This window comes from Pseudomonas sp. RIT-562, from assembly GCF_026241895.1.
GTDB classification, from domain to species: Bacteria; Pseudomonadota; Gammaproteobacteria; order Pseudomonadales; family Pseudomonadaceae; genus Aquipseudomonas; species Aquipseudomonas mandelii_F.
In genome coordinates this window covers 262,400-286,999 of record NZ_JAPJIV010000004.1, presented here as the reverse complement: position 1 = coordinate 286,999, position 24,600 = coordinate 262,400, and the positions used below count along the sequence as shown (strand labels likewise).

Annotated in this window: 23 protein-coding genes and 4 tRNA genes; 13 read left to right on the top strand and 14 right to left on the bottom strand. The window is 58.8% G+C overall.

Annotated features, from left to right (window positions below):
• Window positions 1-43 precede the first annotated feature (43 nt).
• Window positions 44-3,010: a DUF748 domain-containing protein gene (locus ORL50_RS08330; protein WP_266012122.1), complete on the top strand. Its 2,967-nt coding sequence runs from the start codon at window positions 44-46 to the stop codon at window positions 3,008-3,010.
• On the top strand, window positions 3,010-3,306 hold the full coding sequence (locus ORL50_RS08325; RefSeq protein ID WP_266012120.1) for a DUF2845 domain-containing protein: 297 nt from the start codon (window positions 3,010-3,012) through the stop codon (window positions 3,304-3,306). Before ORL50_RS08330 ends, ORL50_RS08325 begins: the two co-directional genes overlap by 1 nt.
• A gap of 218 nt (window positions 3,307-3,524) precedes the next feature.
• Here ORL50_RS08325 and ORL50_RS08320 read toward each other — a convergent pair whose 3' ends face one another.
• The 3 genes from ORL50_RS08320 to ORL50_RS08310 form a co-directional block, all read right to left on the bottom strand.
• Entirely contained in the window at window positions 3,525-3,881 is a 357-nt protein-coding gene (locus tag ORL50_RS08320) for a BON domain-containing protein (protein ID WP_266012118.1), read from the bottom strand.
• Between the two features lie 320 nt (window positions 3,882-4,201).
• Complete coding sequence (locus ORL50_RS08315; RefSeq protein WP_266012116.1) at window positions 4,202-4,609, bottom strand: pilin; 408 nt, start codon at window positions 4,607-4,609, stop codon at window positions 4,202-4,204.
• Window positions 4,610-4,643: 34 nt separating this feature from the next.
• The gene (locus ORL50_RS08310) at window positions 4,644-5,057 is read right to left on the bottom strand and encodes a pilin (RefSeq protein WP_266012114.1); all 414 of its coding nucleotides are present in this window, start codon (window positions 5,055-5,057) and stop codon (window positions 4,644-4,646) included.
• A gap of 225 nt (window positions 5,058-5,282) precedes the next feature.
• Between ORL50_RS08310 and pilB the strand changes: the two genes are divergently transcribed.
• From pilB to yacG, 5 genes are read left to right on the top strand one after another with little or no spacing between them, the layout of a single operon-like run.
• Window positions 5,283-6,980, top strand: a complete 1,698-nt coding sequence (gene pilB, locus ORL50_RS08305; protein WP_266012112.1) for a type IV-A pilus assembly ATPase PilB — start codon at window positions 5,283-5,285, stop codon at window positions 6,978-6,980.
• A 2-nt stretch (window positions 6,981-6,982) separates the two neighbouring features.
• Complete coding sequence (locus ORL50_RS08300; RefSeq protein WP_266012110.1) at window positions 6,983-8,200, top strand: type II secretion system F family protein; 1,218 nt, start codon at window positions 6,983-6,985, stop codon at window positions 8,198-8,200.
• A gap of 1 nt (window position 8,201) precedes the next feature.
• Window positions 8,202-9,074, top strand: coding sequence for a prepilin peptidase (locus ORL50_RS08295; RefSeq protein ID WP_266012108.1), 873 nt, complete (start codon window positions 8,202-8,204; stop codon window positions 9,072-9,074).
• Window positions 9,071-9,694 (top strand): dephospho-CoA kinase, encoded by a 624-nt coding sequence (gene coaE / locus ORL50_RS08290; RefSeq protein WP_266012106.1) that lies wholly within the window; start codon window positions 9,071-9,073, stop codon window positions 9,692-9,694. Before ORL50_RS08295 ends, coaE begins: the two co-directional genes overlap by 4 nt.
• Window positions 9,691-9,891 carry a DNA gyrase inhibitor YacG gene (yacG, locus tag ORL50_RS08285; RefSeq protein WP_266012104.1) on the top strand — a complete coding sequence of 67 codons (201 nt, stop codon included), beginning with the start codon at window positions 9,691-9,693 and terminating at the stop codon, window positions 9,889-9,891. Before coaE ends, yacG begins: the two co-directional genes overlap by 4 nt.
• Window positions 9,892-9,929: 38 nt before the next feature.
• Here yacG and ORL50_RS08280 read toward each other — a convergent pair whose 3' ends face one another.
• Window positions 9,930-10,619, bottom strand: coding sequence for an energy-coupling factor ABC transporter permease (locus ORL50_RS08280; protein ID WP_266012102.1), 690 nt, complete (start codon window positions 10,617-10,619; stop codon window positions 9,930-9,932).
• Between the two features lie 188 nt (window positions 10,620-10,807).
• On the opposite strand from ORL50_RS08280, the gene ORL50_RS08275 reads away from it, so the two are divergent.
• Entirely contained in the window at window positions 10,808-11,044 is a 237-nt protein-coding gene (locus ORL50_RS08275; protein ID WP_266012100.1) for a DUF2790 domain-containing protein, read from the top strand.
• Window positions 11,045-11,052: 8 nt separating this feature from the next.
• Here ORL50_RS08275 and ORL50_RS08270 read toward each other — a convergent pair whose 3' ends face one another.
• From ORL50_RS08270 to ORL50_RS08260, 3 genes are read right to left on the bottom strand one after another with little or no spacing between them, the layout of a single operon-like run.
• Window positions 11,053-12,321 carry an OprD family porin gene (locus ORL50_RS08270; protein WP_266012098.1) on the bottom strand — a complete coding sequence of 423 codons (1,269 nt, stop codon included), beginning with the start codon at window positions 12,319-12,321 and terminating at the stop codon, window positions 11,053-11,055.
• A gap of 17 nt (window positions 12,322-12,338) precedes the next feature.
• Window positions 12,339-13,544, bottom strand: a complete 1,206-nt coding sequence (locus ORL50_RS08265) for a benzoate/H(+) symporter BenE family transporter (RefSeq protein WP_266012096.1) — start codon at window positions 13,542-13,544, stop codon at window positions 12,339-12,341.
• On the bottom strand, window positions 13,541-14,905 hold the full coding sequence (locus ORL50_RS08260) for an aromatic acid/H+ symport family MFS transporter (RefSeq protein WP_266012094.1): 1,365 nt from the start codon (window positions 14,903-14,905) through the stop codon (window positions 13,541-13,543). Before ORL50_RS08260 ends, ORL50_RS08265 begins: the two co-directional genes overlap by 4 nt.
• Window positions 14,906-15,137: 232 nt before the next feature.
• Here ORL50_RS08260 and ORL50_RS08255 point away from each other — a divergent pair, with 232 nt between their 5' ends.
• The 4 genes from ORL50_RS08255 to ORL50_RS08240 all read left to right on the top strand — a co-directional run bounded on the left by ORL50_RS08255 (window position 15,138) and on the right by ORL50_RS08240 (window position 18,102).
• Window positions 15,138-15,764, top strand: a complete 627-nt coding sequence (locus ORL50_RS08255) for a DUF1780 domain-containing protein (RefSeq protein WP_045059375.1) — start codon at window positions 15,138-15,140, stop codon at window positions 15,762-15,764.
• Window positions 15,765-15,858: 94 nt separating this feature from the next.
• Window positions 15,859-16,032 (top strand): DUF3094 domain-containing protein, encoded by a 174-nt coding sequence (locus ORL50_RS08250; protein WP_060543358.1) that lies wholly within the window; start codon window positions 15,859-15,861, stop codon window positions 16,030-16,032.
• Between the two features lie 60 nt (window positions 16,033-16,092).
• On the top strand, window positions 16,093-17,391 hold the full coding sequence (locus ORL50_RS08245; protein WP_266012089.1) for an NAD(P)/FAD-dependent oxidoreductase: 1,299 nt from the start codon (window positions 16,093-16,095) through the stop codon (window positions 17,389-17,391).
• A 321-nt stretch (window positions 17,392-17,712) separates the two neighbouring features.
• Window positions 17,713-18,102 carry an HvfA family oxazolone/thioamide-modified RiPP metallophore gene (locus ORL50_RS08240; protein WP_266012087.1) on the top strand — a complete coding sequence of 130 codons (390 nt, stop codon included), beginning with the start codon at window positions 17,713-17,715 and terminating at the stop codon, window positions 18,100-18,102.
• A 119-nt stretch (window positions 18,103-18,221) separates the two neighbouring features.
• Here the strand turns inward: ORL50_RS08240 and ORL50_RS08235 are convergent.
• From ORL50_RS08235 to rluD, 7 genes are all read right to left on the bottom strand, one after another.
• Window positions 18,222-18,298, bottom strand: a tRNA-Pro gene (locus tag ORL50_RS08235).
• Between the two features lie 97 nt (window positions 18,299-18,395).
• Window positions 18,396-18,471 (bottom strand) — tRNA-Lys (locus ORL50_RS08230).
• 5 nt (window positions 18,472-18,476) lie between these two features.
• A tRNA-Pro gene (locus tag ORL50_RS08225) sits at window positions 18,477-18,553 on the bottom strand.
• A gap of 9 nt (window positions 18,554-18,562) precedes the next feature.
• Window positions 18,563-18,638, bottom strand: a tRNA-Asn gene (locus ORL50_RS08220).
• A 300-nt stretch (window positions 18,639-18,938) separates the two neighbouring features.
• A complete protein-coding gene (gene clpB, locus ORL50_RS08215) occupies window positions 18,939-21,503 on the bottom strand; it encodes an ATP-dependent chaperone ClpB (protein ID WP_266012086.1) in 2,565 nt (854 codons plus the stop codon).
• Window positions 21,504-21,632: 129 nt separating this feature from the next.
• Window positions 21,633-22,358, bottom strand: a complete 726-nt coding sequence (gene pgeF, locus ORL50_RS08210; protein WP_266012084.1) for a peptidoglycan editing factor PgeF — start codon at window positions 22,356-22,358, stop codon at window positions 21,633-21,635.
• On the bottom strand, window positions 22,355-23,317 hold the full coding sequence (rluD, locus tag ORL50_RS08205; protein ID WP_007942311.1) for a 23S rRNA pseudouridine(1911/1915/1917) synthase RluD: 963 nt from the start codon (window positions 23,315-23,317) through the stop codon (window positions 22,355-22,357). Before rluD ends, pgeF begins: the two co-directional genes overlap by 4 nt.
• Before the next feature lie 151 nt (window positions 23,318-23,468).
• Here rluD and ORL50_RS08200 point away from each other — a divergent pair, with 151 nt between their 5' ends.
• The gene (locus tag ORL50_RS08200; RefSeq protein WP_266012079.1) at window positions 23,469-24,491 is read left to right on the top strand and encodes an outer membrane protein assembly factor BamD; all 1,023 of its coding nucleotides are present in this window, start codon (window positions 23,469-23,471) and stop codon (window positions 24,489-24,491) included.
• The last annotated feature ends 109 nt before the right edge of the window (window positions 24,492-24,600 follow it).

Genomic DNA, 24,600 nt, shown 5'->3' with positions numbered 1-24,600 from the left:
CCAGAATCGCGTGCCATACTCCAAGGCACTCCGATTCAGACAGATGAAGCCCCACATGCCCAAAGGATTGATCCGCGCCATTGGCGCCTTGTTGACTGCAGTGGCTCTCTACAGCCTGCTGGGGTTTCTGATTTTGCCGGGCATCGCACTGCGGGTCGCCAATCAACAGTTGGCCAACTACGCAACGGTGCCCGCGCACATCCAGCGCATCGAATTAAACCCGTTCAGTCTTGAAGTAACGTTGTGGGGCCTGATCGTTGGCGAGCCGGGCAAGGAACAGGTCGGTTTCGAACGACTTTACGCCAACCTGCAGATCGACAGCCTGTGGACCAAGGCACTGCATCTGTCCGACATCGAGCTGGATAAACCCAAGAGCGAAATCCTGTTCGATAAACAGGGCAAACTCAATCTGCTGGGTCTGTTCAAAATTCCCGCCAGTGAACCGACCCCGGTCGACCCGGACGCAAAGCCGTTTCCGCTGCGGATTGAACGGATAAAACTCGCCGACGGCATAGTGCATTTCAAGGATGCCAGGCCCAGCGAACCGATCGAGTTCCTCTACGACAAACTCGACTTCGAATTGAAAAACCTCAGCACCCTGCCCGAAGACAGTGCCGACATGACACTGGTTGCGGCGGGCCCCAACGGCGGGCAAATCGACTGGACCGGCAATTTCAGCCTCATCCCGATCGCCTCCGAGGGCAAACTGAAGATCACTGACGGCAAGATGAAAGCGTTCTGGCCATACGTGCGCGATTCGGCGCCCCTGGTGCTCGAAGATGGTGTCTACAGCCTGAGCACCGATTACAAACTCAACCTGTCCAAACAAACCGAGCTGCTGCTGAGTAATCTCGCGCTCAGTGTCGCGCCCTTCGCCATCAAGGCCCCGGATGGCCGGCAATTGGCGAAACTGGAACGCCTGGACGTCACTGACACTTCCATCGACCTGGCCAAACAGCAAGTCGTGGTCGGCAAGATTCGCAGCAACAAGTTGGAAACCTGGGCCGCACTGGAAGCGGATGGCCAACTCGACTGGCAAAAACTGTTCGCCAGCCAACCGTCCAAGGAGGCTGCCAAAGCCAAGGCCGAACCCGCCAGCACCCCAGCGGCCGCCGACTCGCCGAAACCCGAGCCGACAGCGCCGAGTAAACCCTGGCAAGTGCTGCTCAAGGACGTGCAACTGCGTAACTATCAAGTGCATCTGGCGGACCGCAAGGCCCAGCCCGTGGTCGAGCTGGACTTAAGCCCGCTGAATGTCGACCTGCAGAATTTCGACAGCCTCAACGGCTCGCCTTTCAACCTCAAGCTCGACACCGGCGTCGGCAAGCAAGGCAAGCTCACGGCGGACGGCGTGGTCAACCTGGCCCCGGTCACGGCCAAACTGAAAGTGCAGACCAAGGACATCGACCTGCGGGTGGCCCAGTCCTACATCAACCCGTTCATTCGCCTGGAACTGCGCAGCGGCATGCTCGGCAGTGATCTGGCGGTCGACCTGAAAAGCACCGAGCCCCTCGCACTCAGCGTCACCGGCCGGGCTCAGGTCGATCAGCTGCACACCCTCGACACGCTCAAGACCCGCGACTTCCTCAAGTGGCAGCAGGTGATTGTCGAAGGCTTGAACTACCAGCATGGCGACAGCCTGTCGATCGACAAGGTCAACCTGTTCCAGCCATACGTGCGCTTCATGATCAATGATGACCGCACCACCAACGTCGATGACCTACTGATCCCGCAGCCGGCTGATACTGCCAGCAACAAATCTGCAAGCACCAGCCCTGCAGCCAAACCGGCGAGCAAGGACAAGCCGCTGGGCATTCATGTGGGCGGCATCGCCATCAATGACGGCTCGGCCAACTTCGCCGACTTCAGCCTGACTCCGAACTTCGCCACGGCCATCCAGCAGCTCAACGGCGCCATCGGCACTATCGACAGCCGCCAGGTCAAACCCGCCAGCGTCGACATCAAGGGCAAGGTCGATCGTTATGCGCCGGTGACCATCAAGGGCGCGGTCAACCCGTTCGACCCGATGGCCAGCCTCGACATCGCCACCAGCTTCAAACGAGTGGAACTGACCACGCTGACCCCCTACTCCGGCAAGTTCGCTGGGTATCGCATCCGCAAAGGCCGGCTTAACCTCGACTTGCACTACATGATCACCAAAGGCCAGCTCAAGGCCGAAAACAAAGTGGTGGTCGAACAGCTGCAATTGGGAGAGAAAGTCGACAGCCCGGACGCTGTCAGTCTGCCGCTGAAACTGGCGATCGCCTTGCTCAAGGATGTCGACGGCAAGATTTCCATCGAGCTGCCAGTGACTGGCGACCTGAACAATCCGCAATTCAGCGTCATGCCGATAGTCTGGCAAACCCTGCGCAACCTGATTGTCAAAGCGGCAGCCGCGCCGTTCAAGCTGATCGGTGGCCTGGTCAGCGGGGGCGGCTCCCAGGACCTGGGTACCGTCTCGTTTGCCCCTGGCTCCAGCGATCTGAGCAAGGACGCCGAAGCCGCGTTGGTCAAGCTGTCGCAAGCCCTCAAGGAACGCCCGGCGCTACGCCTGGAAATTGAAGGCACTGCTGCGGCCAGCAGTGATGGTCCGTTGATTGCCGAGCAACGGCTGGAGCGCGAGTACCAGTACAACTACTACAAGATGCTCCAGCGTCGCGGCGACAAGGTACCGGCCAAGGCCGGTTTGCTGGATGTGCCGGACAGCGAGAAAGGCCCGCTGCTGGAAGGCATCTACCGCACTCGCCTGAAGACTCAACCGCCGGCCGAATGGAAGGACCTGGGCAAGGAAGAACGCACGGCGAAGATGCGTGAAGGCGTGATCAAGTTCTGGAGCTCCAACGACGTGCTGTTGCGTCAGCTGGGGCAGGACCGCGCCAGCAGCATCAAGGACTATCTGGTCGACAAGGGTCAGCTCGACGACGAGCGTGTGTATTTCGTCGATGCCACTCTCGGTGAAGCGCAGAGTGACGGTCGAGTCATCACGCCACTGCACCTGGATGCCGAATGATGAACCGACGATACGCGCTCGGCCTGGCGCTACTGGCGTTCGCCGGACAAACCTGGGCTGCCGATACGCTGCGCTGCGGCAGCCAGCTGATCAGCGTTGGCGACAGGTCGGGGGAAGTGCTGCAGAAATGCGGCGAGCCTGTGGCCCGGGATCCGCTGGGCTACAAGCGCAGCGCCAACCGGCGCGAGGAGTATCAGGTAGAGGAATGGACCTACGGGCCGAACGGCGGGATGTATCAGTTCTTGCGGTTCGAGGGTAATCGCCTGGTGCAGATCACCAGCAAACGCGGGCAATGACGATCCAATGATCGCAGCCTCGCTTCACTCGGCAGCTCCTACAAGAAACGAGGCTGCGAGCTTTTCCTGCAGACACAATAAAACAGGCCCCGACACGAATGCCGGGGCCTGTAATGGTCACATCCTTATGACCTTTCGCATGAACTCCAAAGCAGCAACAGACGTATATCTCGGCCCGTCTGTCGCGCCTTCTCCCGGTCCAGGCGAGAAGCCTTGCCTTACTCGGCTTTCAGGCCGTCAGCGGAGACCGCTTTGACGCCTTTGATTTTTTTGGCGATAGCTACGGCGGTAGTTTTCTGAGCGTCAGTCACAGCAACGGTGGACGACAGGGAAACAACACCTTTGTTGGTCTCGACTTTGATGTCGGTACCAGGAATGCCTTTTTCGGTAACCAGGTCAGCTTTGACTTTGGTAGTGATCCAGGTATCGGAAGTAGCTTCTTTGGCTTCGGTCACTTCACCAGCAGCCAGCACCATTGGTGCCTGGGTAGCTTGGGTAGTTTGTGCAAATGCGGAACCGGCCATGGTCAGGGTCAGCGCGGTAGCAGCAGCGGCAGTGATAGCGAACTTCTTCATACGAGTAACTCCTGTTTTTCTGGAAAGTCTGCTGCGTGTCTTGTCAGCAGGGTTACTGGATATATTGCGAACGCTGTGCCAACTTTGAGACAGACAAAAAATCGTTATAAATCAACAGGTTGATAAATTGGTCAATTTTCGAAATCATGCAAATTGCATGAGTTGGAATTTATCGACATGCAAGTTGCGGGTTTTCGCGTGGGCCTAAGGCCATGAATTGTCGGAGGTTTTCCAGCGGAGCCTGCGTGCCGGCAAATTTCTAAAAAAAATGCCCCCGTCTTTCGATAGAGGCATTCCAATTACATGCCGTTAACTACCAATCAGGTAGGCTTGCAACCTGCCGGCGCGTACTCTGCGGCGACACTCGTAGCGCACGACCAGCCCTTGGCTGCATCGCGAGTCAGCGTCACGGTCGCACCGGAGATGGCTGCTGGTGGGCTTTTAACTGTGCAGAGGATGCCTGATGTTGTACCGGTGACTGCAGTGATCGTGCAGTTCTGCGATGCCCCCGCATTCGGTGCAAAAACGGTCACATCTGGAGCTGCAGTCCCCGAGTTGACCGCATCTTCATACGCAACCTTCAATGCAGAGATTTCAGCGGTAGCGGCTGTCATCTTGGCACGGGCCTGATACTTCGAATAAGCCGGAATGGCAAACGTTGCCAGAATCCCGATGATCGCGACCACGATCAACAGTTCGATCAGGGTAAAACCTTTTTGGCTGTTCATAGGCAAGTTCCATGCATGAGTTGGTGAATTCTTATCAGCTTGTAGGCGCGGTAGCACCGGCGGCACAGCCGGCCGGAGCATAATCGGAGGCAACTGTTGTCGCGCATGTCCAACCTTTCGCTGCATCACGAGTCAGGAATACTTTCGCAGCGGCGATAGGCGCTGGCGCACCTACCAGTTCACAAACGATGTCAGTAGCACTGATGGTGAATTTGCAATTTTTCGAATCGCCAGCTGGCACGACTAACGCCGCAGTGGGGGTCGCAGTTCCAGAATTGACCGCATCCTCAAAATTGACCTTGAGCGCCGAAACCTCCGCAGCAGCAGCCGTCACTTTCGCCCGAGCCTGATACTTCGAATAAGCCGGAATCGCAAACGTCGCCAGAATCCCGATGATTGCCACCACGATCAAAAGCTCGATGAGGGTAAAACCTTTTTGGTTACTCATAGACAAACTCCATGCATGAGGCGGAATCTCATGATCTGAATTACCCCAGCACAGCCCATGCCAAGCACTACACCCCCTGCCTGCCTGGGCTCCGGCTTCTACCGGAACCCTGTGCAGCCCTCGAAAACCGCACTATCTGACATTTTTTGTCACTTCAACAGCCATGGTTTGGCTCCGTCCCTTGACTAGGCTATAAGTCATGAACTGTCTGCGTCCGGTATCCCCATGAATGACATCGCTCTTAGCGGCCTGGCCAAACAATTGGTCCTGGCCGAGCTGCTGACTGAAAAAAGCGCGCAACAGGCGTATCAGCAAGCCCAAAGAAACCGCACCTCGCTGGTCAACCATCTGGTGCAGAACAAGTTGGTGAAGAGTCGGCAAGTCGCCGAAATCGCTTCCGAACATTTCGGCATGGCCTTGTTCGACCTCAGTGCACTCGACAAGGAAGCCCTGCCCAAAGGCCTGGTCAGCGAGAAGCTGGTTCGCCAGCACCACGTATTGCCTCTGTGGCGACGCGGTAACAAGCTGTTCATCGGGGTATCCGACCCCAGCAATCACCAGGTCATCAATGACATCCAGTTCAGTACCGGGCTGACCACCGAAGCCATTCTGGTCGAGGACGACAAGCTCACCGACGCCATCGACAAGCTCTTCGACACCCACTCCACCGGGCTTGAGGACATGGCCGACGTCGACCTCGACGGCCTCGATATCGAATCCACGGACGAGCGTCAGGACGCTATCGGCGGTCAGGATGCCGATGACGCGCCCGTGGTGCGCTTTGTCCACAAGATGCTGCTCGACGCGATCAAGAGCGGCTCTTCCGACCTGCACTTCGAGCCGTATGAAAAAAGCTATCGAGTGCGGATGCGCACCGACGGCATGTTGCGCGAAGTCGCCAAGCCGCCGATTCAATTGGCCGGGCGCATCGCCGCGCGCTTGAAGGTCATGGCCAGTCTCGACATTTCCGAGCGCCGCAAGCCTCAGGACGGGCGGATCAAGATGCGCCTGTCCAAGAGCAAGTCCATCGACTTCCGGGTCAACACCCTGCCGACTCTGTGGGGCGAGAAAGTGGTGATCCGGATCCTCGATCCGTCCAGCGCCCAGATGGGTATCGACGCCCTCGGTTACGAGCCAGCACAGAAAGACCTGTACATGGCCGCATTGAAGCAGCCGCAAGGCATGATCCTGGTCACGGGGCCCACAGGCTCGGGCAAAACCGTGTCGCTCTACACCGGGCTGAACATCCTCAATACCGTGGACATCAACATCTCCACCGCCGAGGATCCGGTGGAAATCAATATGGAAGGCATCAACCAGGTCAACGTCAATCCCCGCCAGGGCCTGGATTTCGCCCAGGCCCTGCGCTCTTTTCTGCGTCAGGACCCGGACGTGATCATGGTCGGCGAGATTCGCGACCTCGAAACCGCGGAAATTGCCATCAAGGCGGCCCAGACCGGTCACTTGGTGCTGTCGACCCTGCACACCAACAGCGCCGCAGAAACGCTCACCCGCCTGCAGAACATGGGGGTGCAGGGCTTCAATATTGCAACTTCGGTCAGCCTGATCATCGCCCAGCGCCTGGCGCGCAAGCTGTGCAGCCATTGCAAGAAACCCATCGATATTCCCCACGAAGCCTTGATCAAGGAAGGTTTTCCCGAGGAGCGCATCGGCTCCTTCACGATCTACGAGCCGGTTGGCTGCGATCACTGCAACGGCGGGTACAAGGGTCGAGTGGGGATTTACGAAGTGGTGAAAAACACCCCTGCGCTGCAACACCTGATCATGGCCGAAGGCAACTCGCTGCAAATCGATAGCCAGATGCGCAAGGACGGTTTTGATGACCTGCGTACTTCCGGCCTGCACAAGGCCATGCTGGGTATTACCAGCCTTGAAGAAATCAACCGGGTTACCAAGGACTGAACATGGCGGTCAAAGCAGCGAAAATCAGTGTCTACGCCTGGGAAGGTACGGACAGGAAAGGCACGAAGATGACCGGCGAGCTGAACGGTCAGAGTCCGGCGCTGGTCAAGGCGCAGTTACGCAAGCAAGGCATCAGCCCGGGCAAAGTGCGCAAGAAGTCGGTGTCGATTCTCAACATGGGCAAACGCATCAAGGCCCAGGACATTGCCCTGTTCACCCGGCAGATGGCGACGATGATGAAAGCCGGCGTACCGCTGCTGCAATCGTTCGACATCATCGGCGAGGGCTTCGAAAACCCGGCCATGCGCAAGCTGGTGGATGAGGTCAAACAGGAGGTTGCGGCGGGCAACAGCTTTGCCGCATCCCTGCGCAAAAAGCCGCAGTATTTTGACGAGCTCTACTGCAACCTGGTGGACGCGGGTGAACAGGCGGGCGCCCTGGATACCTTGCTGGAACGGGTGGCGACCTATAAGGAAAAGAGCGAGAGCCTCAAGGCAAAAATCAAGAAAGCCATGACCTACCCGCTGGCCGTGGTGTTCGTCGCGATCATTGTCACCGGGATTCTGCTGGTCAAGGTCGTGCCGCAATTCGAATCGGTGTTCAAGGGCTTTGGCGCGGAGTTGCCGGCCTTTACCGTGATGGTCATCGGCCTGTCCGAATTCCTCCAGCAGTGGTGGTGGATGATACTGGGCGCCCTGATCGCCGGATTCTTCGGCGTGCGCCATGCCTTCAAGACTTCCCAGGCTTTTCGCGACCGCACCGACGTCTGGCTGCTGAAGCTGCCCCTGGTCGGCACCCTGCTCTATAAATCTGCCGTGGCCCGCTACGCCCGCACCCTGTCTACCACCTTCGCCGCCGGCGTGCCGCTCGTGGAGGCCCTGGAGTCAGTGGCGGGCGCCACCGGCAACATTGTGTTCAAACGTGCGGTGCTGCGGATCAAGCAAGACGTGTCGACCGGGATGCAGCTGAACTTCGCCATGCGCACTTCCGGCGTGTTTCCGAACATGGCGATCCAGATGGCGGCGATTGGCGAGGAGTCAGGCGCCCTCGACGATATGCTCGACAAAGTCGCGAGCTTCTACGAAGCCGAGGTCGACAACATGGTCGATAACCTCACCAGCCTCATGGAGCCGTTCATCATGGTAGTGCTGGGGATTATTGTCGGCGGCCTGGTGGTTGCCATGTACCTGCCTATCTTCCAACTCGGCGCAGCGATCTGATATGCCCTTGAATGAAATCCTCCAGCACTATCCGCTGGGCTTCGTGGCGCTGGCCGTCGTGCTGGGCCTGCTGGTCGGCAGTTTCCTGAATGTGCTGGTGTGGCGCCTGCCAAAGATGCTCGAGCGTGAATGGCGCCTGCAGGCGCAAGACATTCTCGGCCAGCCCGCCCCTGCGCCCCTGCCCACCTACAACCTGATGCTGCCTCACTCGCAATGCCCGCACTGTGGTCATTCGATCCGCGCGTGGGAAAACATCCCGGTCATCAGCTACGTATTTCTGCGAGGCCGCTGCTCTGGCTGCGCGGCGCCGATCAGCAAGCGTTACCCATTGACCGAACTGGCCTGTGGCCTGTTGTCTGGGTTCATCGCCTGGCACTTTGGCTTCGGTTGGCCAGCTGGCCTCATGCTGTTCCTGACCTGGGGCCTGCTGGCCATGAGTCTGATCGACGCCGAGCATCAGTTGCTGCCGGACGTCCTGGTGCTGCCGCTGATGTGGCTGGGATTGATTGCCAACAGTTTCGAGTTGTTCGTACCCCTGCATGAAGCGCTGTGGGGGGCGATCGCCGGTTACCTGGTGTTGTGGTCGGTGTTCTGGGTGTTCAAGCTGGTGACCGGCAAGGACGGCATGGGCCACGGTGATTTCAAGCTGCTGGCGATGCTCGGCGCCTGGGGGGGCTGGCAGATCCTGCCCCTGACACTCCTGCTGTCATCCCTGGTGGGCGCCATCATCGGCGTGGCGATGCTGCGCTTGCGTAACGCCAAAACCTCGACGCCAATGCCCTTTGGGCCCTATTTGGCAATTGCCGGCTGGATTGCCTTGCTCTGGGGTGGTCAAATAACCGACTTCTATTGGCAGTTTGTCGGTTTGAAATGAATACCCCTGTGGAAAAACCCTGGATTCTTGGCCTGACCGGCGGCATCGGCAGCGGCAAAAGTGCGGCAGCCCAGCACTTCATCGACCTGGGCGTGCACCTGATCGACGCCGACCATGCTGCACGCTGGGTGGTGGAACCTGGCCGTCCAGCGTTGGCGCAGATTGCCGAACACTTCGGAGCCGGCGTGCTGCAAACCGACGGACAACTGGATCGCGCGGCGTTGCGCAAACTGATCTTCGAAGTGCCCGAGGAACGTCGCTGGCTAGAAGCGCTGCTGCATCCGCTGATCGCCAGGGAAATAACCGACTACCTGGGCAAGGCACAATCGCCCTACGCGATTCTGGTTTCGCCGCTGCTGATCGAGTCCGGCCAGTACGCCATGACGCAACGGGTGCTGGTGATCGATGCGCCCGAGCAGCTACAGATCGAACGCACTTTGCAGCGCGACCAAAGCAGCGAACAGCAAGTGCAGGCAATCCTCAAGGCCCAGTCCAGTCGCCAGGACCGCTTGAGTCATGCCGACGATGTGGTGGTCAACGACCGCGACCTCGCCTGGCTGCACAGCGAGGTCGAACGCCTGCATCACTTTTACCTTACATTGCGTGGAGGCCAGTCATGAGCCAAACCCCAACCGTCAACTGCCCAACCTGTGGCGCCCCCGTCGAATGGAGCACTGACAATACCTTCCGGCCGTTCTGTTCGGATCGTTGCAAATTGATCGACCTGGGCGCCTGGGCGTCTGAAGAACACAAGATTCCGGTGAGCCCGGATGCCGAAGACGACCTGTTCAGCGAGGACTTTGAACCTCGCCATTGATTGCTGGCCTGCGCGAGACCTCGGCAGCCAGGTGAGCATCAGGACTTGGGGTCGTCGTCTTTCCAGGGCGCGGAAAGGTAACGCGTGCGATTGAAGGTTTCGAGCCATTCGGGGCTGAACACCACCAATGCGCTGACGATCATGCCGTTGATAAATGCTTCGGGGAAAATGATCAGCCACAGGTACCCGACGAAATCCTCCAGCCAGTACGGCATCACAAAACGTCCGTCGAACCACAGCAACCACAACGCCAGCAGCAGGCACAACAAGGCCGACAGCGCTGCCGCGAAAAAACCGGAAACGAAGATGTAGACGAACGGATTGCGCGGTTGCGCGCGCTCGACCAGGATCGCGCAGCTCTCCGTGATCAACACCGGCAACGCGATCAGCAATGCACCGTTCACCCCCATCGCTGCCAGGTCCTGGCGCCCGAGCATCACCAACCCTGCTTGCGCGACTAATCCACCAACCAATGCCAATGGCCAGTCGAGCAACAGGGTAACGGCGGTCATGCCGAGAAAGTGATAGGACACGCCAGTGTCGAAATCCCTTCTTACCAGCCAGAGCATAAACAGCGCGAACACGGTACCGAACAACAGGTGCTGGCGCCGGCGATCGCTGAACAGTTCGACCCAGGGCGAGCGCGCTATGGCCCAGATCAGGATCGGCACGTAAATCAGCCATCCGACTGTGAGGGTTTCAGCTGACAGCAGCTCGGCGCCGATCATGGCTGTGCTTACTCCTTTTTGAATGCCGGGAGGATTTTCAGTCTACACCGAGGTTGTTGCGCCACGCTGATCGATGTGGAACCCAGCGATTGTTACGTTTCCTGCAACGCTGAATCGGCCCCGCCCCTCTTTATCCAATGGTGGCAAAGACTAAAATTCAAGCAACAGAATCAACTCGGAGAACCCAGATGAAAACCCTTACCGCCCTGCTTTTTACCTTGGTGGCCAGCTCAGCCATGGCCGCTTCCAACGAGCCAGCCGCCACCCCCTACGACCCGGCGCACCCGCTGGACATCGCCAAAGTAGTGTCGATCACTGACACCCCGACCGGCTGTGACGTAGTGCCGGCGACCATGGTCTACATCGACCACCAAGGCCAGACCCAACGTGTAACGTATCAAGTGATGGGCAACTGCGATTTGTGATCAAGGCGTCACAGCAAGGTCCAGGTGTAGCTGAAAATCAGACGATTTTCGTCGATGTCACTGCGATAGTTTGAACGCGCCATCACGTTACGTACGCGTATCCCCAGGCCTTTGAGGCTGCCACCCTGTACCACGTACCCCAGGTCAAGATCACGCTCGCGGTCCTTGCCCTCGAAGCCTTGCCCGGTGTCGACGTTATTACCGGAAATGTAACGCACGGTACTGGTCAGACCCGGCACGCCCAACGCGGCGAAGTCGTAGTCATACCGCGCTTGCCACGAACGCTCGTCCGTGTAGGCAAACTCGTAGGTCGGCACTTCGTTGCCCAGCGGCGAGATATTGGCAAACACCCGTGGAAAAGCGCTGTCACCGAACATCCCCTGATACCCGACATAGAACGTATGGCCTGCGCGCTTGGCCGACAACAGGGAAAAGAACGCCTGGTTGTCGATGTTACCCAGCAGTTTCTGGCCATCTTCGCGCGAATCGAAATAGCCAATATTGGCACCCAGAATCCAGTCGCCCATTGGCTGACTGTGTTTCAGGCCGAGGAAACGCTGACTGTAGATATCTTCCAGTTGCCCGTACCAGGCGCTGACCGAACTGCGTTTATCGTTGAAGGCATAATCGGCACCGGCAAAATTGAAGCCGTCGCTGCTGACCTGGCGCTGCGGCACATGGCCCAGCATGGCCTGCATTTTTTCGTCGCCCGCTTCGTTGCGCAAGCTGGTGGTGCGCAAGTGGCCACCCTGCAACGTCAGGCCGTTGATCTCATTTGAGCTGATGCTCGCGCCCTGATAGCTGGGTGGCAGCAGGCGGATATCACTGAACACCAGCACCGGCAGATTAGGTTGCAGCTCACCCACTTTGAGTTCGGTTTTCGAATAGCGCACCTTCAACGCCGCTTCCATGCGGCTGTAATCGTCTGCCGCGCGCCCGTCATCTTTGACCGGCAGCAAACCGGTATTGACCCGGTCCGGACTGCTGTCGAGCTTGAGGCCGAGCAGGCCGATCACGTCAACGCCAAACCCCACTGGCCCCTGGGTATAGCCGGATTTGACGTTGAGAATAAAGCCCTGCGCCCACTCTTCAGCCTTCGATTGCTGGTTTGCCCCGACGATATCGGAGAAGTCCCGGCTGAAGTAGTAATTGCGCGCTTGCAAGGTGGCCGTGGTGTCCTCGATAAAGCCCTTCTCCTCGGCCAGAGCACCTGCAGAGAAACTCGAGACGAGCGCCATCGACAACACCGGACCGGTCGTTGGGAAAATCTGTTTCATTGTCTTTTCTCTTGTTTTTATTGATCGACAGTCGGAAGTGCTTCAGCCGCCGCATTTTCGCGGCGGGCGTTTAACAGAAGGTGGGTGGCCATGCCGAAAATCAGGCCCCAAAATGCCGCTGACAAACCGAACAACGACATGCCCGAAGCCGTGGTGAGAAAGGTCACTAACGCCGCTTCACGATCACCCGGCACAGCCATTGCCCCCGCCAAAGCCCCGGCAATCGCCGCGAACAAGGCCAGCCCCGCGAGCGCGGCGATCAGTTCTTTGGGAAAGGCCGAGAACAACGAAACCAGGGTGGCGCCGAAGATCCCCAGCACCAGGTAACACAGGCCGCCGACAACGCCAGCCACATAGCGCTTGCGGGGATCCTCATGCGCTTCGCGACCGGTGCAGATAGCCGCGGTGATCGCCGCCAGATTCAGCCCGTGGCAACCGAACGGTGCCAGCAACGCCGTGCCCAATGCGCTGCTGGCGATAATCGGACCGGCTGGCGTCGGGTATCCACTGGCGCGCAACACCGCCATGCCCGGCACAAACTGGCCGGTCAGTGCCACCATCACCAGTGGCAATGCGATGTTCAGGGTTGCGCTCAACGTAAACTGCGGCGTAATCCACACCGGAGTCGCCAGGCCAATCACCAGTGCTTCGCTGTGCAGATCGCCAGCGAAATAGGCTATCGAGCAGCCCACCAGCAGCACCATCAACACCGCATAACGCGGCATCAACCGTTTGCAGATCAGGTAGGTGACGAACATCGCCAGCACCAGCAGCGGCTTGCCCTGCAATGACACAAATAACCCGGTGCCGAAGCTGAATAGAATTCCCGCCAGCATCGCCGCAGCAATGGCCGCAGGCAGTTTGCCGATGATCCGGTCAAACGCCCCCGACACGCCGACCAGAAAAATAATCAGGCTGCTGACCAGGTATGCGCCCACCGCCTCCGGCATCGAGATACCCGGCAACAGCGCCACCAGCAGCGCCGAACCCGGCGCGGACCAGGCAATGATCACCGGCACCCGGTAACGCAGGCTCAAACCGATACCCAGCACGGCGCTGCCGATGGATATCGCCCAAACCCAGGACGACAGCACTTCTCGCGAAAGCTGTGCGGTCTCGGCGGCCTGGAAGATGATCACCAGCGGGCCCGCGTAGGAAATAACCGTCGCGATAAAACCCGCGACGGCCGCCGACAGGGAGAAGTCTCGCAACAAGGCTTTCATGAAGCTTCGCCGACCGCTGCGGCAGGTGCATGGTCAACCATTGACTGCCCATGCCTGGCGCTACGCCGACTGCTGATAGCGAACACGGTCATGGCAATGGCCGCCACCGCACCCGGCATCGCAAAGGCCATGAAGTTGAGTTGCAGTGGCAGGTTGATGCCGAGTAAGGCGCCACCCAGCAGCGGGCCGACGATTGCACCATTGCGTCCGATACCCGAGGCCCAGCCGAGCCCGGTGGAACGAATGGTCATCGAGTAGAACTGTGCGGCGCAGGCGTACAACAGAATCTGCGATCCGATGGTGGTTGCACCGGCGATGGCTATCAGCAGGTACAGCAGCGGCATCGGACTGTTGAAGCCAAGCAAGGTGATCGAAACGGCCGCCATGGCGAAGAACACCGCCAGCACCCGTGGCAGGTTCAATTTGTCCCCCAGCACGCCGCCACCGACTGCGCCGAAAATCGCCCCGAAGTTGAGCACCAGCAGGAAAGACAGGCTCGAACCCAGGCTATAACCGGCATTGGCCATCAGTTTTGGCAGCCACGAACTCAAGGCGTAGACCATCAGCAGGCAGCAGAAGAATGCCAGCCACAGCATCAGCGTGCGCAGTGCCCGACCCTCGCGAAACAATTGCAACACCGGGGTTCCGGTGCCCTTCACTTCGCTCATGTCCAGTTGATCGCCGGCTTGCGCGACGTACGCCGGATCGACCCGTTGAAGAATGTTGCGTGCCTCTTCATCGCGGCCCTGGCGCAGCATGAAACCCACCGACTCAGGCAGGAAATACATGATCAGCGGCAGCAGCAGCAACGGCAGCACGGCGACGTAAAACACCGACTGCCAACCGAAGCTCGGGATCAGCACGATCCCCAGCCCTGCCGAGAGCATGCCGCCCACGGAGTAACCGCTGAACATGATCGCCACCAGGGTGCTGCGGATTTTCTTCGGCGCGTATTCGTTCATCAGCGCCACGACGTTGGGCATCACCCCGCCGATACCCAGGCCGGCAATAAAGCGACACACGCCAAATTCGGTGGGGTTACGGGCGAATCCGTTGAGTACGGTAAACCCGCTGAACAGCATTACGCAGATCGTGATGGCTTTCTTGCGGCCGATCCGGTCCGACAGCGGGCCAAAAAACAGCGCACCAAACATCATTCCGAACAATGCGTAGCTACCCAGCGCACCGGCCTGCAAGGGCGTGAGCCCCCACTCTTTCATCAGCATCGGCAGGACCACGCCGTAGATCACCAAATCGTAACCGTCGAAGATGATGATCAGGGCACACCAGAACAGCACCATCCAGTGGAAGCGATTGAAGCGTGCATTGTCGATGACCTCATGTACGTCAATTTTGCGCATGGCGTTTATCTCTTGTTGTTGTTATTTCAGAGCGTCGTAAAAGCGGCTAACGTCCCGTAAAGCCGAGGGTAAAGCCGCCGGACGCGAGGAAATATCCACTGCGCGCAGATCGCTATCCGTTTTGTGCAGGCTCCCGAATGGGTGCGAGAAGGGGCTGGCCTGCCAATGGCCTTCGCCCTGGCGCAATAAATTGTCTTCTTTGCCAGCGCATTTGAACGCTAAGCTTGGGCCTATGGATGACTCTGATTACTTACGCCTGCTGACCATCGCGGCCGAGCAAGCCAACGCGTTCCTGTCCAATGCCCGCAAATGGGAGCGCGAGCGTTGGGTGTGCCAGCGCCTGCTGCAAGGGCTGAACATTCCCTACCGAGTGGACGAATTTGCGCCTGCCGGCGAGCCGCCCGACGTACTATTCCGTGACGCCAGTTTCGAGGTGTTCTTCGTATTGGACGAGGGCCGGCGCCTCAACGATGAGTGGCGCGATGAATTGCAGCGCCGGCGCAGTGCTTTTTCCCTGAGCTCACTGGTGCGTCGAGAGGCAAAACCCAAACGCATTCCCGCCAACGAATTCCTGCTCAGACTTGCCCCGACCTTGCGCAAGAAGGCACACAACTACAAAGAGCGCGGCATGGACCTTGGCGAGCTCGACATCATTGCCTTCGCCAGCCTCAAGCGCGAAGTGCTGGACCTCAATAGCCATTTCCCACCACCCACCGAATACCTGCGCCAGGGTTGGCGCTCGTTATCGCTGGTGGGGCCGACCTTTGCCCGCGTGCTGTTCGCCCATCCGGATGCTCCGGACTTCCTGCGCAGTAACCTGGGTCGCAGCATCGTCTTCGATGTCGGCATCAGTCTGTGAGTCGCCGGCCCGCATCGGCTATGCTCCGTGCAAGCTTTATTAACTCAGCCTGTAGCTTTCATACCTTGCGCAACGTCTATCTGACGAGGGCTTTATGACCAGCCGCCTGAACCCCGACGACCAAAAGCATGTCGAAGAGTACCTGCACTTGTCCCAGCACCGAGTCGAGCGCCGGCCATTCCGGCCGTGGATGCTCCTGGTGCTGGTGTTGGCAGTGACCATTGGTTTGGGCCTGTTGAGCCGATTTATCAGTTACCTGACGCTATGAGCCGCATTGCGCTCGCGAGGGTAACTGCACCGATTTCTTTTAGCCTTGCGAGATATCCCCATGACTCATCGTATTGTCATCGTTGGCGGCGGCGCCGGCGGTCTGGAGTTGGCTACCCGTCTGGGTAAGACTCTGGGCAAGCGCGGCACGGCCAGTGTGATGCTGGTCGACGCGAACCTGACCCACATCTGGAAACCTTTGCTGCATGAAGTGGCCGCCGGTTCCCTTAATTCTTCCGAAGACGAACTCAACTACGTTGCCCAGGCGAAATGGAACCACTTCGAGTTCCAGCTGGGGCGCATGAGCGGGCTTGATCGCGCCCAGCAGAAAATCCAGCTGGCCGCCACTTACGACGAAGCCGGCATCGAGCTGGTGCCCGCACGGGAATTGGGCTACGACTCGCTGGTGATTGCGGTCGGCAGTACCACCAACGATTTCGGCACCCAGGGTGCGGCGCAGCATTGCCTGTTTCTCGACACCCGCAAACAGGCCGAGCGGTTTCACCAGCAACTGCTCAATCACTACCTGCGAGCGCATGCGGGGCAGACTGACAAAGTCGAGCAGATCAGCGTGGCCATCGTTGGCGCCGGCGCGACCGGGGTCGAACTGGCAGCCGAGCTGCATAACGCAGCCCATGAACTGGCGGCCTACGGCCTGGACCGGATCAAACCGGAAAACATGCACATCACCCTGATCGAAGCCGGGCCGCGAGTGTTGCCAGCCCTGCCCGAGCGGATTGGCGGGCCTGTGCATAAAACCCTGGAGAAGCTCGGGGTCAACGTCATGACCAATGCGGCCGTGAGCGAAGTGACCGCTGACAGCCTGATCACCGCCGATGGCAAAGTGATCAACGCCAGCCTGAAAGTCTGGGCCGCCGGGATTCGCGCGCCGGGTTTCCTCAAGGACATCGATGGCCTGGAAACCAACCGCATCAACCAGTTGCAGGTCCTGCCGACGCTGCAGACCACCCGCGACGAAAACATCTTTGCCTTCGGTGACTGCGCCGCCTGCCCACAACCGGGCACCGATCGCAACGTTCCGCCACGCGCCCAGGCAGCGCATCAGCAGGCGTCCTTGCTGGCCAAGTCGCTGAAGCTGCGGATCGAAGGCAAGGCTTTGCCGGAATACAAATACACCGACTACGGTTCGCTGATCTCGCTGTCACGGTTTTCCGCTGTGGGTAACCTGATGGGCAACCTGACCGGCAGCGTGATGCTGGAAGGCTGGCTGGCGCGGATGTTTTATGTGTCGCTGTATCGCATGCACCAGATGGCGCTGTATGGCGCGTTTCGCACGGCGATGCTGATGCTGGGCAGCAAGATCGGCCGGGGCACCGAACCGCGACTGAAATTGCACTGATTTCAAACTTGTGAGAGATCAACTGTAGGAGCGGGCCTGCTCGCGATAGCGGAATGCCAGTCAGCATCTGCATCGACTGAAATACCGCTATCGCGAGCAGACTCACTCCTACAGTTGTTTTTGCCACATTGAGTTGGGCGTTTGTGTCCCACTGTATCCTCCGCCCCGATCCAGCCCCTTCGCTTACAACTCCCTCCTCGCACGACACAGTAGCGATACACCCCACCCGCTAAATGGCCACACCCGAGCAAGGCATCCCGCCTGCTTCGGTGATCAGACCCTTTATCGAGCGGTTGTGTTGTGCAACCCAGGAGAATTGAAATGTCCCGTACCTCTAACACCATTGGATTGCTCGGCGCGGTTCTGGCCGGTGGCATGATGTTGTCTGGCTCCGTGTTCGCATCCCAGCCCCTGGCCCAGGGTTATCTGTTGGCATCGGCGGAACAGGTGGTGAAAACTCCCGAAGGCAAATGTGGCGAAGGCAAATGCGGCGATGAGTCCATGGCCCAGACTGATACCGATGGCGACGGCAAGGTTTCCCGCGCGGAATTTCTGAAAGTCGCGCCCAAGGCGGATTTCGACAAGATCGACACCAACCATGACGGCCAGATCGACGAGCAGGAGGCTTTTGATAACGTGAAGGCCAACTACGAAGCCAACGGCAAAAAAATGCCAAAAGGCTTGTTCGAACACCTCAAGGACAACAGCTGAGTCTTGCAGAGTCGAAACGTGCCCCGCTTTTCCAATCAGGAAAACGCGGGGCTTTTTTCACAAGCTTTTGCAACAGGCAAAAAAAATCCCCGTATCTTTCGATACGAGGATTTTTAATATGGTCGGGGTAAGGGGATTCGAACTCCTGACATCCTGCTCCCAAAGCAGGCGCGCTACCGGACTGCGCTATACCCCGGTAAAAAAAAGGCGACCTTTCAAAGATCGCCTTCTTCGATCAGCGCTTTTGGCCTCTGATCTTAAGATTCGATCCCAGCGCTAACTGGTTTCAAAAATGGTGGGTCGTGTGGGATTCGAACCTACGACCAATTGGTTAAAAGCCAACTGCTCTACCAACTGAGCTAACGACCCAAAAATGGTCGGGGTAAGGGGATTCGAACTCCTGACATCCTGCTCCCAAAGCAGGCGCGCTACCGGACTGCGCTATACCCCGGTTTGAAATTGGCTCCGTGACCAGGACTCGAACCTGGGACCCAATGATTAACAGTCATTTGCTCTACCGACTGAGCTATCACGGAACTACATATTTCAATTACAACATTTGAAGCTTTTACTGCGTCTCTTCGACCCGCCTGCATCGCTGCGTTCGTGTGTCTGAGGCGCGCTATTCTACAATCTTAAGCACCTCTGTCAACCCCCTAATTTGCATTCAAGTTAATGATTTGCAACTTAATTCAGATTCCCGCTTGGGGAGCAGAAACCCTTCCGGGTGACTTACTGCGGGGCGCACTTTACAAGCCTTTTCCTTTGAGTTCAACAGCCTAACGAAAAAAAGGCCTCGCAATGCGAGGCCTCACAGGTTTTGTTGCCGTCGTGGCTCAGACGAACACGATTTCGTCGTTTTCCACGACACCTTTGGCAGTGTCCCCAGCCATGAACCGACCCGACAAGATCAGCTGTGCCAGCGGGTTCTCGATCCAGCGCTGAATCGCACGTTTAAGTGGCCGTGCGCCATACACCGGGTCGTAACCGACGGCTATCAGCTTGTCCATTGCCTCAGGGCTGAGTTCGAGCTTCAGCTCCCGTTCGGTCAGGCGGCTGCGCAGGCGACTCAACTGGATCTCGGTAATACCGGCGATCTGATCACGAGCCAGCGGCTCGAAAATCACCACTTCGTCGACCCGGTTGATGAACTCCGGCCGGAAGTGCGTGGAAATCGCATCCATCACCGCCGCGCGCTGGGCCTCGCGATCACCTACCAGCTCCTGGATCTGTACCGACCCAAGGTTAGAGGTCATGACTATCACCGTGTTCTTGAAGTCCACAGTGCGCCCATGACTGTCGGTCAGGCGGCCATCTTCCAGCACTTGCAGAAGGATGTTGAACACATCCGGGTGGGCCTTCTCGACCTCATCCAGGAGGATCACCGAATAAGGCTTGCGACGCACCGCCTCGGTCAGGTAACCGCCCTCCTCATAGCCTACGTACCCTGGTGGCGCCCCGATCAAGCGAGCCACGGAGTGTTTCTCCATGAACTCGGACATGTCGATCCGCACCATCGCCTCTTCAGTATCGAAAAGGAACTCGGCCAGCGCCTTGCACAGCTCGGTTTTACCCACCCCGGTCGGGCCGAGGAACATGAACGAGCCGCTCGGACGGTTCGGATCGGACAACCCGGCACGCGAGCGCCGCACTGCGTTGGAAACGGCAATCACCGCTTCGTTCTGGCCGATCACGCGTTGGTGCAACAGGCTTTCCATCTTCATCAGCTTGTCGCGCTCGCCTTCGAGCATTTTCGACACGGGGATGCCGGTCCACTTGGACACCACTTCGGCGATCTCTTCCTCAGTCACCTTGCTGCGCAGCAACTGGTTCTCGCTCTTGCCATGCTGGTCGACCATTTGCAGGCTGCGTTCCAGATCCGGGATCACCCCGTACTGCAACTCGGCCATGCGGTTCAGGTCGCCTTTGCGGCGGGCGGCTTCCAGCTCCTGACGGGACTGCTCGATTTTCTGCTGGATCTGCGCAGAACCCTGGACTTCGGCTTTCTCCGCGTTCCAGATCTCTTCGAGGTCCGAATACTCACGCTCGAGGCGGGCAATTTCTTCCTGGAGTTTTTCCAGGCGTTTCTTCGCCGCGTCGTCGCTCTCTTTCTTCAGCGCCTGGGATTCCACTTTCAGTTGAATCAGGCGGCGTTCCAGACGGTCCAGCACTTCCGGCTTGGAGTCGATCTCCATGCGGATGCGGCTGGCGGCCTCGTCGATCAGGTCGATGGCTTTATCCGGCAACTGACGGTCAGTAATGTAGCGGTGGCTGAGCTTGGCCGCCGCGATGATTGCACCATCGGTGATCGCCACCTTGTGGTGAACTTCGTAACGCTCTTTGAGGCCACGCAGGATCGCGATGGTGTCCTCTTCGCTCGGTTCATCCACCAGGACTTTCTGGAAACGCCGCTCAAGCGCCGCGTCCTTCTCTATATATTGACGGTACTCGTTGAGCGTAGTGGCGCCCACGCAGTGCAACTCACCCCGGGCCAGTGCCGGCTTGAGCATGTTGCCCGCATCCATCGAGCCTTCGCCTTTACCGGCGCCGACCATGGTGTGCAGTTCGTCGATGAACAGAATGATCTGCCCTTCCTGCTTCGACAGCTCGTTCAGCAGGGATTTGAGGCGCTCTTCGAACTCACCCCGGTACTTCGCACCGGCAATCAGCGCGCCCATGTCCAGGGACAACAGGCGCTTGCCCTTGAGGCCATCCGGCACTTCACCGTTGATGATGCGCTGGGCCAGGCCTTCGGCAATCGCAGTTTTACCCACGCCAGGCTCACCGATCAGCACCGGGTTGTTTTTCGTCCGACGCTGCAGCACCTGGATCGTCCGGCGAATCTCGTCGTCACGACCGATCACCGGATCGAGTTTGCCGTCTTCGGCGCGCTTGGTCAGGTCGACGGTGTATTTATCCAGAGCCTGGCGCGACTCTTCGTGGTTGGCGTCATTGACAGCATCGCCCCCACGCAGATTATTGATGGCGTTTTCCAGGGCTTTTTTGCTCACACCCTGGCCCAGCAACAATTTGCCAAGCTTGCTGTTTTCGTCCATCGCCGCCAGGAGCACCAGCTCGCTGGAGATGAATTGATCGCCCTTCTGCTGGGCCAGGCGATCAGCCTGGTTGAGCAGGCGCGCCAGATCCTGCGACATGTTGACGTCGCCGGTGGGGTTCTGGATTTTCGGCAGCTGGTCGAGCTCTTTAGTCAGCTCTTTTCGCAGGCTGTTGACATCAAAACCCACCTGCATCAGCAGGGGTTTGATCGAACCACCCTGCTGTTCGAGCATGGCCTGCATCAAGTGCGCAGGTTCGATGCCCGGATGATCAAGGCCGACGGCCAGGGATTGGGCGTCGGACAGAGCTAACTGTAATTTGCTGGTTAAACGGTCTATACGCATAAGTCACCTTCCTTTTGAGCAGGCCGGACCTATAAACATCCTGAATGAAGAAACCTGCCAGATACCCCATTAGATGTGGTCGATTCTGGGAGTTTCAAGCGCCGCGAGGTTGACGCAGGTCAGAGAAGTCTAGCGTTCGAGCCAGATAAGGGAGGCAAATCTTCCGGTGCGCGGGTTGCGCCGGTAGGAAAAGAACCGCGGGTCGGTCACGGTACAAAAACCGCCACCATACACGGCGGTGACGCCGCACACCGCCAGGCGCAAACGCGCCAGCTGATAGATGTCAGCCATGAATTTGCCAGCATTGATGCTGGGCGTGAAGGCGCTGGCTGCGTCAGGCGATTGCTCGACGAAGATTTCGCGCACCTCCGGCCCCACTTCAAAGGCTTGGGGGCCAATAGCAGGACCGAGCCAGACCAGCATTTCTTCCGGCGCAACGGCCAAAGCATCGAGCGTGGCTTCCAGCACACCCGCCGCCAACCCGCGCCAACCGGCGTGGGCGGCTGCGACACGGGTGCCGGAACGGTCACAGAACAGCACTGGCAGGCAGTCCGCGGTCATCGCCGCACAGGCGATACCGGGTGTTGCCGTCCAGCTGGCATCGGCCGTGGCGACCACGCCAGGGTCGGCGTGAGACACGGCGATGCCATGCACTTGCTGCAACCAGGCCGGCTGAATGGCGAAATATTCGGTGAGACGTCGGCGATTCTCGGCAACGGCCTGGGGGCTGTCGTCGACATGATCGCCAAGGTTGAGGCTGTCGAACGGCGCCAGACTGACGCCGCCCGCACGGGTAGTGACACAGGCTTTCACCCCGGCAGGCGCAGGCCAGTCGGGAATCAGCCAGTCACTCATCCGATGAACGCCTCACGGTCTTGCTTGAGCAGGGTCAGCAACCAGACAAAATCGTCCGGCAACGGCGACTCCCAGCTCATGCGCTTACCGGTCGTCGGATGATCCAGCTCCAGGAACCGCGCGTGCAGTGCCTGGCGCGGGAACGCCTTCAACGACTCGACCATGGTCACACTGGCTGCCGGTGGAATACGGAAGCGTCCGCCGTAGGCAGGATCTCCGACCAACGGGTAGTTGATGTGGGCCATGTGCACACGAATCTGGTGGGTACGCCCGGTTTCCAGCTTCACCCGCACATGCGTGTGGGAGCGGAAGCGCTCGAGCACGCGGTAATGGCTGACGGCCTGCTTGCCACCTTCCATCACGGCCATGCGCTGGCGTTGCTGGCCGTGACGACCGATCGGCGCGTTGATCTTGCCGCCGGCGGTGACCACACCAATCACGATGCATTCGTAGATCCGGCTGACGCTGCGGCTTTGCAGCTGGGTGACCAGCTGGGTCTGCGCCTGAATGGTCTTGGCCACCACCATCAGACCGGTGGTGTCCTTGTCCAGGCGATGCACGATACCGGCGCGCGGCACATTGATGATGTCCGGTACGTGGTGCAGCAAGGCGTTGAGCAAGGTGCCGTCGGCGTGACCGGCAGCCGGATGTACCACCAGGCCCGCAGGCTTGTTGATCACCAGGATGTCGTCATCTTCGTAGACGATGTCCAGCTCGATGTCCTGAGCGATCCATTCGCCCTGAGCTTCCTGCTCGGCAGTCAGTTCAAGAATGGCACCACCGTGAACGATGTCTCGCGGGCGGATAACCGCCCCATCCACAGTCAGGCGGCCGTCTTTGATCCAGGCGGAAAGGCGCGAGCGCGAGTGCTCAGCGAATAATTGTGCGGCGACTTGATCGAGGCGTTGGCCGCCCAATTCGGACGGCACCTCTGCGCGGAGTTCAATTTTATCGGACATGCTCAGACTAGGCGTCGGCACAGCTTTTGGTTTCGGCTGCGCGCTTGTGGTTAAATACGGCGTCTTTTGCCCCGAGGCTACGCAACGGGGCGCTCATCATAACAGGACGGCCCCGCCCAAGACAGCGGCCGTCATAGGGACGCAAGCCGCCATGCAAGTGAAACACCTGCTGCTGATCGCCATCCTCGCATTGACCGCTGCTTGCTCATCGAAGGAAGTCGTAGACGAAAACCTGAGCGAGGCCGAGCTGTACCAGCAGGCTCAGCACGATCTGGATAACAACAGCTACACCGCCGCCACAGCCAAGCTGAAGGCGCTGGAGTCGCGGTATCCGTTCGGTCGCTACGCCGATCAGGCTCAACTCGAGCTCATCTACGCCAACTACAAGAACACCGAGCCTGAGGCTGCGAAATCCGCCGCCGAGCGTTTCATTCGCCTGCACCCGCAGCATCCGAACGTCGACTACGCCTATTACCTCAAGGGCCTGACCTCTTTCGACCAGGACGTCGGTCTGCTGTCGCGGTTCCTGCCGCTGGACATGACCAAGCGTGACCCGGGTGCTGCCCGCGACTCCTACAACGAGTTCGCCCAGCTGACCAGCCGTTTCCCGAACAGCCGTTATTCACCTGATGCCAAGCAGCGCATGATCTACCTGCGCAACCTGCTGGCCGCCTACGAAATTCACGTTGCCGACTACTACCTGACCCGTCAGGCCTACGTAGCCGCTGCCAACCGTGGTCGCTACGTGGTGGAAAACTTCCAGGAAACCCCTTCGGTCGGTGACGGCCTGGCGGTGATGGTCGAAGCCTACCAGCGCCTGCACCTGGACGAGCTGGCCAACACCAGCCTGGAAACCCTGAAGCTCAACTACCCGAACCACCCAAGCCTGGAAGACGGTCAGTTCAAGCCTTCGGTGGCTGAAGCCGACAACCGTTCGTGGCTGAGCAAGGCCACCCTGGGCCTGATCGAATCCCGTCCGCCGCTGCCACCGGGTGAAACCCGTGCCAACCAGGACGTGCAGAAGCAGTTCCAGGATGCCAAGGACGCAATTCCGAACGATCTGAAGCCTAGAGATGAAAATGGCGACGTGATCGAGGAAGAGGAACAAGAGTCGGAAGGCAACAACGACGACCGTTCGTGGTTCAGCTACATGACCTTCGGCGTGTTCGACTGATCTTCATGCGGTGCAAAAGGGAGGCTCACGAGCCTCCCTTTTTATTGTCCGGTTTTTGCCGTTGCGCTAATCCGCTGTGCGCCTGCCTCGACCTTGGCTAAACTGCTCC